This is a genomic window from Chryseobacterium vrystaatense (genome assembly GCF_000737765.1).
GTDB classification, from domain to species: domain Bacteria; phylum Bacteroidota; class Bacteroidia; order Flavobacteriales; family Weeksellaceae; genus Chryseobacterium; species Chryseobacterium vrystaatense.
This window is the reverse complement of sequence record NZ_JPRI01000001.1, coordinates 817,742-833,815: the sequence shown is the minus strand read 5'-3', so window position 1 is coordinate 833,815 and position 16,074 is coordinate 817,742. Positions and strand designations below refer to the sequence as shown.

General features: G+C 39.6%; 12 protein-coding genes. 4 read left to right on the top strand and 8 right to left on the bottom strand.

Annotation, left to right across the window (positions count from 1 at the left end; genetic code table 11):
- The first annotated feature begins 2 nt into the window (after positions 1 to 2).
- The 3 genes from IW16_RS03885 (at position 3) to IW16_RS03875 (ending at position 3,934) form a co-directional block, all read left to right on the top strand.
- Positions 3 to 1,157: a TIGR03364 family FAD-dependent oxidoreductase gene (locus tag IW16_RS03885; protein WP_034739856.1), complete on the top strand. Its 1,155-nt coding sequence runs from the start codon at positions 3 to 5 to the stop codon at positions 1,155 to 1,157.
- Positions 1,158 to 1,163: 6 nt separating this feature from the next.
- Positions 1,164 to 1,832: an HAD-IA family hydrolase gene (locus IW16_RS03880; protein WP_034739854.1), complete on the top strand. Its 669-nt coding sequence runs from the start codon at positions 1,164 to 1,166 to the stop codon at positions 1,830 to 1,832.
- Between the two features lie 248 nt (positions 1,833 to 2,080).
- Positions 2,081 to 3,934: a LamG-like jellyroll fold domain-containing protein gene (locus tag IW16_RS03875; protein WP_034739852.1), complete on the top strand. Its 1,854-nt coding sequence runs from the start codon at positions 2,081 to 2,083 to the stop codon at positions 3,932 to 3,934.
- 77 nt (positions 3,935 to 4,011) lie between these two features.
- Here IW16_RS03875 and IW16_RS03870 read toward each other — a convergent pair whose 3' ends face one another.
- From IW16_RS03870 to IW16_RS03835, 8 genes are all read right to left on the bottom strand, one after another.
- Positions 4,012 to 4,497: a GNAT family N-acetyltransferase gene (locus IW16_RS03870; protein ID WP_034739849.1), complete on the bottom strand. Its 486-nt coding sequence runs from the start codon at positions 4,495 to 4,497 to the stop codon at positions 4,012 to 4,014.
- A 15-nt stretch (positions 4,498 to 4,512) separates the two neighbouring features.
- Positions 4,513 to 5,928 (bottom strand): aminotransferase-like domain-containing protein, encoded by a 1,416-nt coding sequence (locus IW16_RS03865; RefSeq protein WP_034739847.1) that lies wholly within the window; start codon positions 5,926 to 5,928, stop codon positions 4,513 to 4,515.
- 42 nt (positions 5,929 to 5,970) lie between these two features.
- Positions 5,971 to 6,336: a hypothetical protein gene (locus IW16_RS03860; protein WP_034739845.1), complete on the bottom strand. Its 366-nt coding sequence runs from the start codon at positions 6,334 to 6,336 to the stop codon at positions 5,971 to 5,973.
- A 168-nt stretch (positions 6,337 to 6,504) separates the two neighbouring features.
- Entirely contained in the window at positions 6,505 to 11,301 is a 4,797-nt protein-coding gene (locus IW16_RS03855; RefSeq protein ID WP_034739844.1) for a DNA repair ATPase, read from the bottom strand.
- 122 nt (positions 11,302 to 11,423) lie between these two features.
- Positions 11,424 to 13,433 (bottom strand): flotillin family protein, encoded by a 2,010-nt coding sequence (locus tag IW16_RS03850; RefSeq protein WP_034739842.1) that lies wholly within the window; start codon positions 13,431 to 13,433, stop codon positions 11,424 to 11,426.
- A 112-nt stretch (positions 13,434 to 13,545) separates the two neighbouring features.
- On the bottom strand, positions 13,546 to 14,196 hold the full coding sequence (locus IW16_RS03845) for a hypothetical protein (protein ID WP_034739840.1): 651 nt from the start codon (positions 14,194 to 14,196) through the stop codon (positions 13,546 to 13,548).
- A 3-nt stretch (positions 14,197 to 14,199) separates the two neighbouring features.
- Positions 14,200 to 14,901, bottom strand: coding sequence for a PspA/IM30 family protein (locus tag IW16_RS03840; protein ID WP_034739838.1), 702 nt, complete (start codon positions 14,899 to 14,901; stop codon positions 14,200 to 14,202).
- A 20-nt stretch (positions 14,902 to 14,921) separates the two neighbouring features.
- Complete coding sequence (locus IW16_RS03835) at positions 14,922 to 15,317, bottom strand: YbjN domain-containing protein (protein WP_034739836.1); 396 nt, start codon at positions 15,315 to 15,317, stop codon at positions 14,922 to 14,924.
- A 121-nt stretch (positions 15,318 to 15,438) separates the two neighbouring features.
- Between IW16_RS03835 and IW16_RS25580 the strand changes: the two genes are divergently transcribed.
- Positions 15,439 to 16,059 carry a helix-turn-helix domain-containing protein gene (locus IW16_RS25580; RefSeq protein ID WP_051889892.1) on the top strand — a complete coding sequence of 207 codons (621 nt, stop codon included), beginning with the start codon at positions 15,439 to 15,441 and terminating at the stop codon, positions 16,057 to 16,059.
- Positions 16,060 to 16,074 lie beyond the last annotated feature (15 nt).

Genomic DNA, 16,074 nt, shown 5'->3' with positions numbered 1-16,074 from the left:
CAATGACAGCAAAATTTGATTTAATCGTTGTGGGAGGCGGAATTCTGGGAACATTCCACGCTTATCATGCTCTAAAGAAAGGCCTTAAAGTAGCTTTACTGGAAAGAAACTCTGTCCCTCAAGGCGCAACGGTAAGAAATTTCGGACAGGTAGTTCCTTCCGGAATGGACCTTACATGGCAAAACTACGGAAGAGAAAGTCTGGCTATCTATCATGAACTTCATGCACAGGCAGATCTTACCATCAGAAAAAACGGTTCTGTATATATCGCTTCGAATGATGAAGAAATTCAGCTGATTGAAGAACTTTATGAGATCAACAGAAACAATGATTACGAATCTGTCCTGTTGTCAAAAAATGACTGCATCAAGAAATTTGACGGCCTGCGTTCTGATTACTGTAAGGGCGGACTTTTTTTCCCACAGGAACTTTCTGTAGATTCTGCTGATATGATCGTCAAACTTCACAAGCTTTTAAAGGAAAAAATGGAACTTCAGATCTTCTATAACACCACGATTATTGAAACGGGTGAAAATGGGCAGAACTGCTCGGCCATAAGCGCAGAAGGAACAGAATTCACAGCATCAAAGATCATGATCTGTGGTGGCCACGAGTTTAAGACATTATACCCTAAAGTATTCGACGAAAGCGACCTAGAAGTAAGCAAGCTGCAGATGCTGCAGACCAAGCCTCAGGGAATTTATTCGCTTCCGGGAAACATACTAACCGGACTTTCCATCAGAAGATATGAATCTTTCAGTGAATGTGCTTCTTTTGAGACAATCAAGGCATCAGAAGATCCAAAATCTTTTGAAAAAAAATACGGTGTTCATATTTTATTCAAACAGGCACTTGACGGATCTATTATTCTGGGCGACTCTCATGAATATGCTGATGCCAAAAATGCAGATGATCTCGGATATGACCTGAATATGGAAATCGACGAGTTTATGATCAATGAAGCAAAGAAAATTATTGACCTTCCCACCTATGAGATTCAAAGGAGGTGGTTTGGGATCTATTCCCAATGTAAAACAAAAGATATTTTTGAACACAATCCTTCCCCCAATATCCACATCGTAACAGGGATTGGAGGAAAGGGAATGACGGGAAGCGGAGGCTTTTCGAAATTTAACATAGAAAAAATTTACGCATAAATTTCAATGAAGAATATAGAATTACTGGTTCTGGATATGGCCGGAACAACGATTGACGAAGACAATGTAGTGTACAAAACTTTAACGCAGGCTGTGAATAATCACGGTTATCAGGTAACTTTAGATAAGGTGCTTTCAAGCTGTGCCGGAATGGAAAAGCTGGACGCTATCACAAGCTTACTAAAGGAGATCCATGGAAATGAAGAAGATGCTCCTGTTATTTTCGAAAACTTTTCAAAACATTTAAAAGAAGCTTACCGCAATCTGGAAGTGAAACCGATCAACGGTACTGAAAACTTTCTTTTAAAGATGAAGGCTAAAAATAAAAAGGTAGTCCTGAATACCGGTTACAGTTCTGAGATTGCCCATCAGCTTTTGGATAAATTACAGTGGAAAGAACATGTTCACTTTGATGCGCTGATCACAGCAGATGATGTATCAGAAAGCCGTCCAAGCCCGGATATGATCAATCTTGCGATGAAAAAATTTAATATCAGCGAACCTGAAAAGGTTTTAAAAGCAGGCGATTCAGTGATTGATATTGAGGAGGGTAAAAATGCCGGTTGCGGAATCACTATTGCTGTACTTTCCGGCGCTCAGAACAGAGCAGAACTGGAAACCGCACATCCTGATTATATTTTTAATACAATTTCCGAGGCTGAAGATATACTTTAACTCTTCTTTCAAATTATACTTACTTTTTTCAGCCTCATTTTTTTAAACTTAGGGAAGTTTTAGCAGGTAAAAAAAAAATAATATGTTGGGGACTCATTTGATCACAGAATTTGTAAAAACCCTAAACATTTAGTTACCAATTTATTAACTTTAAGTTCACTTATGTTTACAAATAGTAAATTAATTTTACAATTAATAAAATAATAATTACTATTTGTAAACATTTTCTTCTCAAAATCTTTTATCCTATGAAAACAAAACTATTATCAATGACTGTTCTATTGAGCTGCTTACTTGGAGCTCAGACCAAAAAAGTCCTTTTTATCGGTATTGACGGATGCCGTGCAGACGTGATGATGTCCAGCAACATTCCGAACATCCAAAATCTTGTCAATCAATCTATTTACTCCCTAGACGGTTTATGCGCTGCCACTACATGGAGCGGAAACGGTTGGAGTACGATGCTTACGGGTGTGTGGCATACGAAACATAATGTTCAGGACAACAACTTTACTAACCCGAACTACATCAACTATCCTGACTTCTTAACAAGAGCTGAAACCTATAATCCAAACTTAAGAACGATGTCTCTGGTAAATTGGGCTCCGCTTAATGATAAGATTGTACAGACCGCGGATGTACAAAGTAATCTAGGATCGGATCTGGCTGTAAAAAATGCAGCAGTAACTGCCTTGCAGAATGATAATCCTGATATTCTTTTCGTTGATTTTGACGATGTAGACCATGCAGGACATTCGTATGGATTCGCAGGCACGGTTCCTCAGTATGTTTCTTCAATTCAAACTACGGATACCTATATCGGAGAGATCGTTAATGCCATGAAAAGCAGACCAACCTACAACAGTGAAGACTGGCTGGTCGTTTTAACAACAGACCACGGGGCTGTCCAAAGTTCTCATGGCGGTGGAAACCTTTCTGAACGAAATATCTTTAACATCTATTCCAACCCAGGATTTACCCCTCAGCAAGTCAGTAAAACAGTGCTTGAATCCAATAAAACCTTCAACCAGCTTAGCTTTCCGGCAGGAACGTATGCAAAACCAGCTAATCAGACTCCCTTTAATTTCGGGGCAACTCAGGATTTCACGATTGAATTTTGGGTAAAACCTAATGCAGCTTATTCCAGTGATCCCGTGATGATCAGTAATAAAAACTGGGCAAGCGGAAGCAATAAAGGTTTTGTCATAGCCGGAAGTTCAGGACAGAACTTCAAAATGAATATCGGCGATGGAACCAACAGAATTGACCTGACTGGTGGAAAAGCAGAAACAGGAAAATGGAAACATATTGCGGTAAGTTTCGACAGAGATGGTTTGGTAACCCTTTATGAAGATGGAGTTCCTGTGACTTTTGCCAAAATGAATACCATCGGAAATATAGATTCCGGCTTACCGTTAACTATCAATCAGGACGGAACCAATGTATACGGACTCAATCTTGCCGCGTCGTACAAGGATATCAGAATATGGAAATCTGCTCTTCCTGCTAATGTAATTGTCAATTGGGCGAATCAGGATATTACTTCTTCACATCCTTATTATGCTCAGTTACTGGCAGACTGGAAGTGTGGTGAAACTTCAGGAAATACACTTACAGATTCCAGTCCGAATGCCTACAATCTGGCGGTAACAGGATCTCCTGCTTATGCTGCGGGTACAACAAATACCTTCAAGATTTATGACTATACCTCAACCATGAGGGAGACGGATCATTTTCCAACCGTTCTGAACTGGATGTGTATTCCGGTACAGGCGTCATGGGGAATTGATGGCATCAACAGGATTCCGGTATGTGCCAATGGATCACTTGCTGTGGAAGATGCAAAAACTGTAGCTCATGATTTTAAACTTTATCCTAATCCGGCTTCAGAAAGCATCAGTATTCAGTATCAATCTGATGATAAGGAGATTAAAATGGAAATTATTGATGCTAAAGGATCATTGATATCAGTAAGAAATTTAAAATCTTACAATGGTTTGTTTAACGAAACGATAAACGTTCAAAGTCTTCCTGCAGGAGCATATTTCATTAAAATCAACGGAAGCAAAAAGTCACTGACGAAAACTTTCATTAAGAAATAGAACAGTAAAACATTAGATTTAATTTTTTGATATTAGAACAAAGATATTCGTATCCAAGTTCTAATATCTTTTTTTGTTTAACACCTGATTTCCAATAACATTTGAGTATCACACCGGTCATAGACTGAATCTGAAACAGGCAGGTGTTTAAAGCCCAGTTTTTCATACAGTTTTATTGCAGGAACCAATACGGAATTCGTTTCCAGGAAAATACTTTCTGCCTTTAATTCCTTAGCCTTTTCTACTAAAGCCTGTCCTACCAGATATCCTATTTTCTTTCCCTGTGCTTTCGGACTCACGGCCATTTTTGACAGTTCAAAAGTAAGCGGTTCATCGGTCGTTTTTACCAAAGCACATGTTCCAACAGCTTCACCATCCAGCAGGGCTACAACAATATAGCCTCCTTTCCCAATAATGTGTTCTTCAGGATTGTCCAGCAATTTATAATCTCCCGCCTCCATCGTAAAGAATGTTTTGATCCATTCTTCATTTAAAGCCTTGAAAGCTTCTTTGTATTTTAATTGGTAACTGATAATTTGCACTTCATTATTCATACTGTTCATTACTAACGGATTTAACTATATTCTTTTTTTTACCATTTTTGCTAACTTTTCCAGATCACTTTCCACTCTGTCCGTCCATTCCAGGGCATAATTCAGGCGCATACAGTTCTGGTATTGATTGTATTGTGAAAACATTCTTCCCGGAGCAAAATTAATTTTCTGACTCATCGCTTCATCAAATAAATCTTCTGTACAAATCTTTTTATCCAGTTCCAGCCACAGCATAAATCCTCCTTTCGGTTCTGAAATTTTGGTATTGTCGGGAAAATATTCTGTCACCGACTTCTGAATCTGAAGATAGTTGGCGTATAATTTTTTTCTGAATGTTCTCAAATGATGATCATACCGTCCGTGTTCCAGGAAATCTGCAATTACATCAGGATATATAGAAGGGCTGCATACTGTCTGCACCAGTTTCTGACGGATCACCTGCTCTTTAAATTTCCCCGGAGCCACCCATCCCACACGATAGCCCGGAGCAAGCGTTTTGGAAACCGATCCTATCCACATCACAAGGCCTGCCTCATCATAGAATTTACACGGTTTGGGTCTTTCTGCTCCAAAATATAGGTTCCCATATATATCGTCCTCAATAAGGGGAACATTATATTCCGTGATCATCCGTACCAGCTCTTTTTTGTTGTCATCGGGCATCTGGAAACCTAACGGATTATTAAAGTTGGTTACAAAACAGCAGGCCGAAAGTGTAGGAAGCACTTTTTTCAAAGCATCCAGATCGACACCATAAATGGGATGGGTGGGAATTTCCACCACCTTCAGTCCCAATTGCTGAATCGCCTGAAGAACTCCGAAATAAACAGGGCTTTCTACCGCTACAGAATCCCCGGGCTTTGTCACGGCCATCAGACAGGTATAGACTGCGTTCATCGCTCCCGAGGTAATCACCAGGTCATCTTCGGAGATCTTCCCTTCCAACACCAAAGCCCATTTGGCCGATTCCCTTCGCAGGTATTCATTTCCCTGTACCGGTTCGTAATCTGTTCCGCTGTCCGTCTTTCTGTTAATAACATTAATCATAGATTTCTTCAGCTTAGCCAAAGGAAGAAAACTTTTCCCGGGAATCCCCAAAGCAAATTGAGTAACATCGGTCCCGTCAATGGTTCCGAACACTTTATCAATAAGAACCTCAGCGGTATTCTCCCGCTCTTCTATTTTCATAGGGGCAACAGACGGCAGCGCCAGTTTTCTTTGAGAACTCTGGCTCACAAAATAGCCATATTTCGGCCGGGACTCTACCAAAGAACGGCTTTCCAGTTCCATATAAGCCTGCTTTACGGTATTGAGGCTGACGTTATAGAGCTTCTGGGCACTTCTCAGGGAAGGCAGCCGGTCTCCAAACTGCAGGGTATCACTTTTGATCTGCTCTGTGACAGATTTTGCTATTTTAAGGTAGAGAACGTCTTTTGACATAAAGATCTGGTTTTAAGTAAATGTACAACTTTCCGTCGTTCATTAATCAACGTTCAGCCAGCTTACCATCCTGCTGATACTGCTTTTAAGCTGTTCCGGATCACGGAAATTAGCCATTGTACTTTTCTTAAAGTAACGTTCTGCACGAAGGGTAAAATTACTTTTTTCCGATGCTGAAAGACCGGTTTCATAGATTTTAAATACAATTTCTTCTTTTTCACTGATAACCAGAGTAGCAAATGCCACGACTTCACTTTTCTTTTTCACCAAAAGAAAAGGAACACCAAAATTCTGATTCAGCTTTTTAAGTGTCTGTGTCTGGAGAAAAATATTTTTCAGGGATATCATATCTGATATATATACTTCAGCATATTGAAGCTGACTGTTGGTTTGCAATAAGGTTTCCATAGTGTTCTGGTTTACTGAAGCAAAATTATGGAGTATTTACATCAGGATACAGATACAGAACTTAGTATTATCTTGGGTACAGATTGGTCTATTTCCCCTGTTAAAAGCAAAAAAACTGTGTCGTGGCTGACACAGTTTTGGTTATAATAATGTTCCGGGACCGGTTTTTTATTGCCTCAAAGCTTCTTTGATCCCTTCCAGACCTTCGCCAAACTGTGATAACAGAGCAACTATCTGAGACATTCTATCGTTTTCACCCAATCCTTTCAGGGTTTTATTTTTTACAAAAGTTTTTTTGATCTCATTCCAGCGTTCGGTTTCTTCTTCTGACAGAAGGCCCGTAAGTTCTCTGAGTTTGAGCATATTGGCTTCTGCACCGGTTGTAAGGGTTTGAGATTCGTTTTGGTAATGGTTCAAAACAATTTGTATGACCTCGTCTTCTTTAAGAATCGGCTGGATCTGAGCAATAAGTTTATTCATATTACGATATGATCCCTGAAGCTTGAATGCCGGTTCGTTTCTGTAATCATCGGACATAGCTGCTGACGAGATATACTCTTTATTGACCTTCAGGATTATATCTCTTACACTGATGGTATTTTTCAGTACAGCCCTGAAGTCGGATATTTCATTGGACGTAAAATTTCCTTTGAGGTTATCCGCAGGATTTTCCGTTAAAACACAGTCGTATAATTCATACAGGTTTTCCATCCCGGACTGAGTGAGTCTGGTCAGGTATTCATTAGACATCAGCGCGTTTTCAATAAGACTCAAATCAAAAAGCTCTGTTTTCAAGCCTGAGATTTCACCCAGATTATAGGTATCTGAACGGTTAGCCAGCATATCAGGAATTTTGAATTTTTCTCCGTTCTCCGTGTATGGATTTCCGGCCATGACCAGGCAGAACCGTTTTGACCTCAGATCATATGTCTTGCTTTCACCGTTATAAATTCCTTCTATCTTTCTCTGTCCGTCTGCAAGTGAAATAAATTTTTGCAGAAATTCAGGATTACAATGCTGAATATCGTCCAGATACAACATCACATTATCTCCCATCTCCAGTGCGAGATTCAGTTTTTCAAGCTCCTGTCTCGCTCCTGCATTCCTGGCCTCTGAAGGATCTGTTGATACGATATCATACCCCAAAGAAGGTCCGTTGATCTTCATAAAAACAAGCCCCATTCTTTCCGCCATATATTCCATCAACGTGGTTTTGCCATAACCCGGCGGCGATACCAAAAGCAGCATTCCCATCCTGTCGGTTCTTTTATCTGAACCGGCTGTTCCCAACTGCTTGGCTAGATTAGCTCCTATCAGAGGAAAGTATACATCGTTGATCAGTTTATTTCTGACAAATGAGCTCAACACCTGAGGTTGGAAAGTATCCAGTTTCAGCGATTTTTTCTTGTCGCCTACCCATGAATACTTTAATTCCTGCAGCTGTTTGTATTTTGGAACGGTTGTATTATTAAAATGACTTAACCTTGCTGTAAACTCAAAGTAATTGAGATGGTATTCTGTATCTTTTTCAAGAGATCTAAGTTCCTGAATGATGCTTTCGAAGGCAATATATCTGATATTTTTCGGATCAAACTGCTGAGTAATCAGGAAACCGGCAGCTTCTGTGATACAGTCCGGGTCCATTTCCGGATCAAAGGCTTTCAATGCGCTTATAGCCATATGATAACATGCAGAAGGATATTCATACATCGCTTTCATTTGGGAGATAAGTTCCAGATCTTTTCCTTTCTCTTTTAATTCCTTCATCAGGTTTTCATACAGGCTTGCCGCTTTCTCTGAGATCAGAAAGTTTTCGCGGTCTTCATTGCTCAGGTAAAGAGCTGCACTGTAATAATCTGTCTCTTCAAAAATACGGTTCGCTGATGCAAAAGCTCTGATTTCTTCTGAAAGTCCTTTATTTAAAAATTCAAATCCCTGAGGAGACGCAAATGACTGAGAAATGATTGCTGCTGTCTCAAACTGTTTAGAATAATATTCTTTTTGCTCATTGTTCAGAAAAAACCAGAAAAGCTGTGCTGCTGCTCTTTCCATTGAAGTAAACCTCATCAGTCCAAGTTCGTTGTGCATCTGCTGAAGTCTGATGACAATTTTCTGAGCATCTACGTCATGGATTCCCTTCACCAAGCCTTCTCCGAAATGTTTTGAGGTAAAGATCTGAACGGCATTCTGCACCTCCTGATCTGTCGTCAGTTTTTTATTTTCACAAAACACATTCCAGGCTAGATATTCAAACCTTTTTATATGGGCATTTTCCGAAACGAATTCCTGATTCCAGACTTCTCTGAAATTTTCAACATCATCGAAATGCAATGGTTCATAAAACGATGTTCCGGTTAGATGATAATAATACTGAGCGTTCCGAAGAACAAGTGTAAGATCCAGTTTCTGGCGGTTTACTGTAAATTTATAATCGCCCAGAGCAATGATATTCTCACCATCTGCATAGATCTCATTTTTGTCTTTCAATTTTCGCAGGGCTTCCTGCTGTGAGGTTTTCAGAAGAGTCTGTATTTCTTCCGACTTTGCTGAATCTTCCAGTTCAGCAAGCTGTTTTGCCGTATCCCTTACCTTTTCCACCATGAGATCTGAGGCAAAATATCCATTGATCTCATTTTCAGAACTGAAAGATTCTGCTTTGGTGTGAACTGATTTCAGAATCCTCTGAGCGGCATCAAAAAGATTTTGTGTTCTTTTATTCCTGGATTCTGTCAGCTGCACTCTTTTGTTCTGAAAATGCCCGTAAACCTCTTCTCTTTTAGTGGAAATTCTTTCAATAAATTCCTCAAAATCGATGAATCTCGTTTCCATTTCTTCCAGCTGAATGGAAAGTTTGGTCAAATATTCATCACACTTTTCAGGTGTCTGGGACAGTTCCAGGAAATTGATTACTGACTGATCAAACAAGGTGATCTGCGCCTGAAAATCTGATGCCCGTTCTTTTCCTGAAATTTCTCTTTTCCTTTTTCCAAGTTCAAGCCGTTCCTGATTCAGACGGGCAAAAATCAGGGATATATTTTCAATGATTTGGGTAGACTGGGAAGTATCTTCTATTTTAAGATTATTGACAATATCTACAAGAAGTTCCAGCTGACCGGACAGGGTATTGATATTCTCTTCAATAATTTTAGCATCCACCGCTTTCTGAAGGTTAATGATTTCTTCCGAAATACCTTGAGCCTTTTCTTCATAAGGCGATAAGGCCCCCTCCTGAAGCAGAAAATCCACACAGGCATTGGAGAGTTCATGATAACGTTCTGATAAAGACTTTTCTAAAGTATTCAAAAGCTGCGGATCTGCATATTTCAGCTCTCTGGCTCCTGTGACTTCTCCTCTTAAAACCCTGATCTGTGAAAGGGCATCAATATATTCTGTAAGCTGTGAGTAATGAAGCCTTTTGGTATCATCAAGGATTTTATCACATGAATCTTTAATTTTCTCTAAAGCTTCTTCCGTATTTTTTCTCTGCTCAATTACCTTTTCATATTCATTAATGGCGGAATGGGCGATGGTCCTGATCTCTTTGAGCGGCTGATCAAGCTTTTGAACCTCATCTTCACCTAAAAAGTAATACACATCCAGAATAGCGGTAGAAAGCTTAACAATGTCGTCATAGAGTCCGCTGTAGGAATCTTTTTTATTCAAAAGGGTGATCAGCTCCTGACTTTCTGCCATAACCCTCACAATATCCTTATTCCCGATTTTATAGAGCAGGCTGTCTGCCTTTTCTAGATTAGGCTGTAGTTCCTTAGAGTAAGGAGTCTGCCAGATTTGAGCCAGATGGTGTTTGGTGGTTTCTGTACTTTCTCTCAGATAGATGAGTTTACCGGTGCTTAAAAACGTAAATCCACTGCATCGAATCGGTGTTTCTATGGTCTGGGAGATGATATTATAAGAGATTAGCTGATAGTTATTGGTTTTATCATCGTAAAATACATATAAAAAATTCTCACCGTTTGGCTCTGTTAATGTTTTAAGATAGTATAATCTGTTCAGGTCCTGGGAAATTACTTTTAATCCTCCTGTCTGGAGAGCATATCCATTGGAAAACAATACTCCCTGATGCTCTGGCAGCAGCAATCCTGAATATTTGAGCGCATCTGCTCTGGAAACCGTTTTTTCTTTGTGATTGTAAATGAAATACCGTTCTGCTTCCTGATAAGGTTTTATTTTAAACAGAACAAGATTGTCCAGATCACAGAAGTGGATCTCAGCATCATCCAGGTTCTGGTCTTTATGGATCACATCTTCAGAATAAATCCCTTTGCCGGTATCTGTATTGTCTTCTACTTTTATGGTGATATCGCCACCGATACTTTCTACAAATACCTTATCCGCAAGAGAGACGTGAGGATGCTTCCCATTTCGCTGCATATCCCTGGTGGCTTTTGTCCATACAAAACTGTATTGCGGCGGGTATGAAGTTTCGGAAGCACTTCTTGAGTCTACATAAATCAGCTGGTTGTCCCTGATAAGCCATTTAAATGCTTTGATGTCGGAAGTGCTTTCTGACAACTGGAAAACCATATACAGATAGTTTTCTGTAAAACTGAATCTGGCAAAAAATGTATTTCTATAATATTTATAAAGGTTTTTGAACTCTTCGATGAAAATCTCATCATTAATCAGCGTATAGTCCTGAGGTTCAAAACGGTCTTTGTTAATGGTATATATTGAAAAAACATCAGAAATATTCACCTCTGTCTGAAGTCCCAAATGTGCATTCGACCCGAATATCAGTTGATCGTTCAGGGAAAATATATCTTTGGCAATACAGCTGTGGTCTGTAGAGATTCTTTCGTTGGCAATAAGAGAAAAATCGATTCCACCGAAGATATTTTTACGGCTTTCATTAAGCTTCTGAAGTCTGTGAATAAGGTCATTCTTCTGCTCGTTCAGACGGTTCTGAATAATTTCGTATGTTCCGGAATTAAGTTTTTCTGACATAGTTTTGAGTTAATTGGTCACTGCTGCTATAAGACAGCAGCTACTTTTGTGAAGTTTAAAAAAAACTCTCAATGCCTGCACCAATGAGAGTTTTATGAATTGCAGCAATTGTGCTTTGATTATTATTTCACCGGTTTATTTTCCACTCCCAGGTGCCTAGCCATATCAAGGGCTCTTTCCAGAATTCCTTTTTCCTGCTGGCTGGCTACCCCATTCAGTTTGAAAATCAGTGAGGCAATGCTCATATTTTTGATGTCTTCGGAGGAGATATTGTATTTATCTACCATGCCCATCACTCTTCCTATAATATTTTCACCCTCTCCCAAAAGCTGCTCTTTTACGATCTGAGCGTTCTCGCTATGGCTGATGAATTTATCCAGCCCTTTACCCGCTGAAACCTGACGGATAACATTGTCAAAGAATGTATTGTCTCCTCCTACGATATCAATCTTAGCAGATTTAAATGCTTCTGCCAATACCAAGGACTGCGCTTCCGCAATATCTTTCTGGATGGCAATCTCCGCAAGTTCCACTTCTTTTTCCTTCGTTAAGGTCAGACGGAACTCCTCATGGTCTTTTCCTGCCTCATTCAGCTTCTTCATGGCTTCTGCTTTTTCTGTAATACCTGCTGCTTCCGCAAAAGCTTTTTCTTTGATCACTTCTGCCTGTGCAATACCTTCTTTTTTCACCGCATCTGCTTTTTTCTCAATAACGACTGCTTCAGCGATTCCCTGTCTTTCGGCAGCTTCTGCTTTCGCATGCATTACCTGAGCTTCAGATAAACCAACTGTTGCTTCTTCTTTGGCTTTGGCATCTGCAATAATTTTACGTGCTTCCGCTTCTTTTTCTGCGGCGTCTCTTTTAGCCTGTGCTTCGATCACATATTTCTGAGCATCTTTTTCTGCTGCTAGTTTTCTTGCTTCTGCCGCTCTGGTTTCTCCGATCAGCATTTTTTCTGCTTCCTGAGTCGCCAGTGTGATTTCAACCTGTTTGTTTCTGTCTGCTGTTTTAAAGGCTTCCAGGTCTTTGATTCCCTGCTGCTCTTCCACCACCGTCTTTTCCATCGTCAGACGCTCCCGAATCGCATCCTGAATGTTTTTCTTTTCAAGTTCTATCGACTTCTCTTTTTCTATCTGTGCCAGAGAAACCACTCTTTCTCTTTCTGTTGCTTCCAGCGCAGTGTCTTTCAGCACTCTCTCTGTTTCTACAAGATCTGCCCGCTCTTTATTTTTAGCCGCAATAACTACCTGGCGCTGCTTATTTTCTTCTGCGATCTGAAGTTTTTCTTCGGTCGCAATACGGACGGTTTCATGTCTTAACCTTTCTTCTTCCTGAACTTTTAAGATTTCAGCATTTTCACGAGCTTTGATATTCGAGACTTCTCTTTTTTGAGATTCTTCTTTTTCTGCCAGCTGTTTTTCCAGTTCCAGAATTGCTTCACGTGCCTCTACATTCTGTTTCGTAATTGTTTTCTCTTCGTCTCTCCGAACCTGATTGGCTTTAATATTCTGTGTGGCGGTAAGTTCTGTAATTTTTTTGATCCCTTCTGAATCGAGGATATTGTCTTTGTCCAGTTTATCTATAGACGTCTGTTCCAGGTAGTCGATGGCGCAGTCGTCCAGTACATATCCGTTAAGGTCTGTTCCGATGATATCAAGAATTTCCTGACGAAATTCGCTTCTGGCTTCATAGAGCTCGGTAAAGTCAAATTTCTTTCCTACAGTTTTAAGGGCTTCTGAAAATTTAGCTTCAAAAAGTTCTCTTAAAGTGTGGGCATCGGAAGCTCTCTGACATCCGATAGTCTGTGCTACGTTGATGATATCATCCACCGATTTGTTGACACGGATAAAGAAAGCCACCTGAATATCGGCTCTCATATTATCTTTACAGATCAGCCCCGCTCTTCCTTCTCTTGCTATTTCCAGTTTTTTCACCGAGATATCCATAGATTCCATACGGTGAATAATAGGAATTACAATGCCGGCATTAAAGAATACTTTTGTTCCTCCATAACCCGTTCTCAAAATAACGATCCCCTGAACAGTTTTCTTATACATGGATAAGATCCAGAAAATCAACCCGATCGTTGCTACCACAGCAACAATAATTCCAGCAATTAAAGGTAAATTCATAGTTTTATAAGTTTATTATATGTAAATGTGTTTTTGTTTTAAAAATATCGTCCAAGGACTTCCAGTATAAAATTGAGGATGATGATAAAAAGGGAAAACATAGGGTTAACTTTTAGGACCACATGGATTTCTGTACGTAATAGAGTCTTTTATCAGGCTCTTCATCTACAATCATGACACGGATTCCGTGCTCCAGCTTTTCGCCGTCTTTACTTTTAACCATCAGCGTCATGGGATCACTCCCAATAAATACTTCCATCATCCCTATTTTATCTCCCTGAATTCCGGATTTCAACCTTCCTTCTCTCCCGAGGAAATCGTGAGCCCTTTCTCCTTTGTGATTGATTTCTCTAAAAAAGGGATTCAGTGGTTTCAGAATTATTTTCGTCAGAAGGATTCCTCCAGCCATTAATGGAAGCAAAGCTGTAATCCCTACCCATACCGGCATCGGAACAAAATAGTTCAGATAAAAAGAACCCAGCCACGTGATCAAAAGTGCCAGTGTGAGGAAATAGGTCATCGGAACAATGTCCAGATTAAGAAACTTCAGGAACTGCATCCAGGCAGAGGGATCATGATCCGTTATATGTACATGTCCGTCCGGAGAATCTGCTCCGCCATCCAAGTCATGATTAATGCCTACATCAATATCCAAACCGGTAAGAATCGTAAAGAACCAGTAGATCACCGAAAGGACAAGTAAGACACTCAATACAGTGTTTACCGGAGAAAATGCTACATTTAAAAATTCCTGAAAGGTCATATATTAGCCTTTTTTAAGTGTTTCTTTTAATCTGTTCAAAGCTTCCTCAGCTTCTGTATCATTATTTTTCACCATGGCATCTATTTCTTCATCTATCGTTTTTCCTGCTTTCGAAATATCGGAATAGGCTTCTGCTAAAGCCTCCTGCTGTACCACTCTCTCTTTCAGTTTTTCCAGCATGCTTACCGTGCTTCCGGTATCCATCTGGGTCATTTTCTGATTGATATCTTTTGTCGCCTCGCTTACCTGAACTCTTGCTTTAAGGGTTTTCAATTCATTTTCCCATTTGGCAATGCTGGACTTGAGATGACTGATATTTCCCTGCATTTTTTCACATTCAGTATACAGCTTCTCATGTTCCTTCTGCAAAACCAGACTGTTTTCCTGAGCGGAGGTTTGTCTTTTCAATGCTTCTTTAGCAAGGCGATCCGCTTCCACTGTTTCTACCTCCCCTTTTTCTGCCTTCTGAACAATAGCTATTGCTTTATTGTAGTAATCTTTGGCAGTCTGTTCTTCGCTCTCAGCCTCGTTCTTTTTACGAATGGCAAGCGCTTTAAGCTGAGCCAGGGCTTCGATGCTTTTACCCAGCTGTTCCTTCATATCTCTGATCCCCTGTTCTGTTAAGTTGATCGGATCTTCAAAGCCGTCAATCACCGAATGGATCTCTGCTTTTCCTATTCTGAATAATCTTTTAAAAATGTTCATTTCAAATATCTTTTGTTCAGTTACTTACTCATTTCAAGCATTTCGTTGGTAAATTCCCCAACCAGTATTCCCAGCGAATTGATAGAAGCCATCACTTCATTCTGTGCCATATTATCTGTAGGGAGGGTATCTCTGAAGATCACCCGCTTTCCGGTATTATCCAGAACAAATGCTCCGTGCACAATATCTCTGTTTTTCTGAAGGAGGTGTCTGTATGTTTTTTCGGTTGGATTTTTTATTTCAAAAAGAAACTGTTCCATAATCAGAATCGAATCTGATATAATAAGGATCATATTCTTGATTCCGTTTGATTCTTTTTCAATGATTAGAATTCTCTGAGCTTCATCTTCCAACGTGATATTAAACTCATAATCTAACAACCACTCTTTGACCGTTCTAAATATTTGATTTTTCATGATGGCTGGTTTAATGTTCAAAATTGTTTCACACAAATATAAAAATAAAATTTCCAAAATGCAAATAATATTAGCAATTGTTTATTTTAGATTGTCTATATTTGCAAAAAGGATTAGACACATGAGCTTCTTCGGAATCAATATCAAAAAAATAAGACAGGTTAAAGGACTGAGCCAAAAGGCTTTTGCTGATTTATTTGATTTAAACAGAGGGGTAATCAGCTCTTATGAAGAAGGACGCGCTGAGCCGAAGATCGAAACGATCATTAAAGTGGCCAATCATTTTCATCTGAATCTGGACAAGTTTCTTACCGAAACCCTACAGGTAAATCAGTTAGCCAGCGGATCGGACATAGACCAGCTGATGTTTTTTCCAGATTATGGGGACCAAAAGAAGAGTGATCCGACCGTATTAAGTGAAGAAAATTCTACCAACGCAGCCGTATTGCAAAAAATATTAGCATCGGTAGATCTTATTTATGAATTTACACCTCAGCACCAGCTGCTTTCTCCCTATCAATATGGTGACATTCTGTTTCTGAATAAGGCAGAGCATAAAAAAAGCGCACCCAATGGCCTGATTATTCATCATAACGGTCATTTAGAGTACGCTTCAGAAGTTTCAAAGCCGGATCAAAATCTTTATAAGATCGTAGGATCCGTTTCCACTTCAGATAAAAACATTTTCACACAAATTTTTGAAAGACTGGAAAACCTGGAAAGAACAATCAACAATAAGTAGATGATCCCTTCAGCG

Bases quoted from the DNA above. Each gene is read 5' to 3' on its own strand.
- IW16_RS03885 (WP_034739856.1), top strand. From the start codon at position 3: ATGACAGCAAAATTTGATTTAATCGTTGTGGGAGGCGGAATTCTGGGA.
- IW16_RS03880 (WP_034739854.1), top strand. From the start codon at position 1,164: ATGAAGAATATAGAATTACTGGTTCTGGATATGGCCGGAACAACGATT.
- IW16_RS03875 (WP_034739852.1), top strand. From the start codon at position 2,081: ATGAAAACAAAACTATTATCAATGACTGTTCTATTGAGCTGCTTACTT.
- IW16_RS03870 (WP_034739849.1), bottom strand. From the start codon at position 4,497: ATGAACAGTATGAATAATGAAGTGCAAATTATCAGTTACCAATTAAAA.
- IW16_RS03865 (WP_034739847.1), bottom strand. From the start codon at position 5,928: ATGTCAAAAGACGTTCTCTACCTTAAAATAGCAAAATCTGTCACAGAG.
- IW16_RS03860 (WP_034739845.1), bottom strand. From the start codon at position 6,336: ATGGAAACCTTATTGCAAACCAACAGTCAGCTTCAATATGCTGAAGTA.
- IW16_RS03855 (WP_034739844.1), bottom strand. From the start codon at position 11,301: ATGTCAGAAAAACTTAATTCCGGAACATACGAAATTATTCAGAACCGT.
- IW16_RS03850 (WP_034739842.1), bottom strand. From the start codon at position 13,433: ATGAATTTACCTTTAATTGCTGGAATTATTGTTGCTGTGGTAGCAACG.
- IW16_RS03845 (WP_034739840.1), bottom strand. From the start codon at position 14,196: ATGACCTTTCAGGAATTTTTAAATGTAGCATTTTCTCCGGTAAACACT.
- IW16_RS03840 (WP_034739838.1), bottom strand. From the start codon at position 14,901: ATGAACATTTTTAAAAGATTATTCAGAATAGGAAAAGCAGAGATCCAT.
- IW16_RS03835 (WP_034739836.1), bottom strand. From the start codon at position 15,317: ATGAAAAATCAAATATTTAGAACGGTCAAAGAGTGGTTGTTAGATTAT.
- IW16_RS25580 (WP_051889892.1), top strand. From the start codon at position 15,439: ATGAGCTTCTTCGGAATCAATATCAAAAAAATAAGACAGGTTAAAGGA.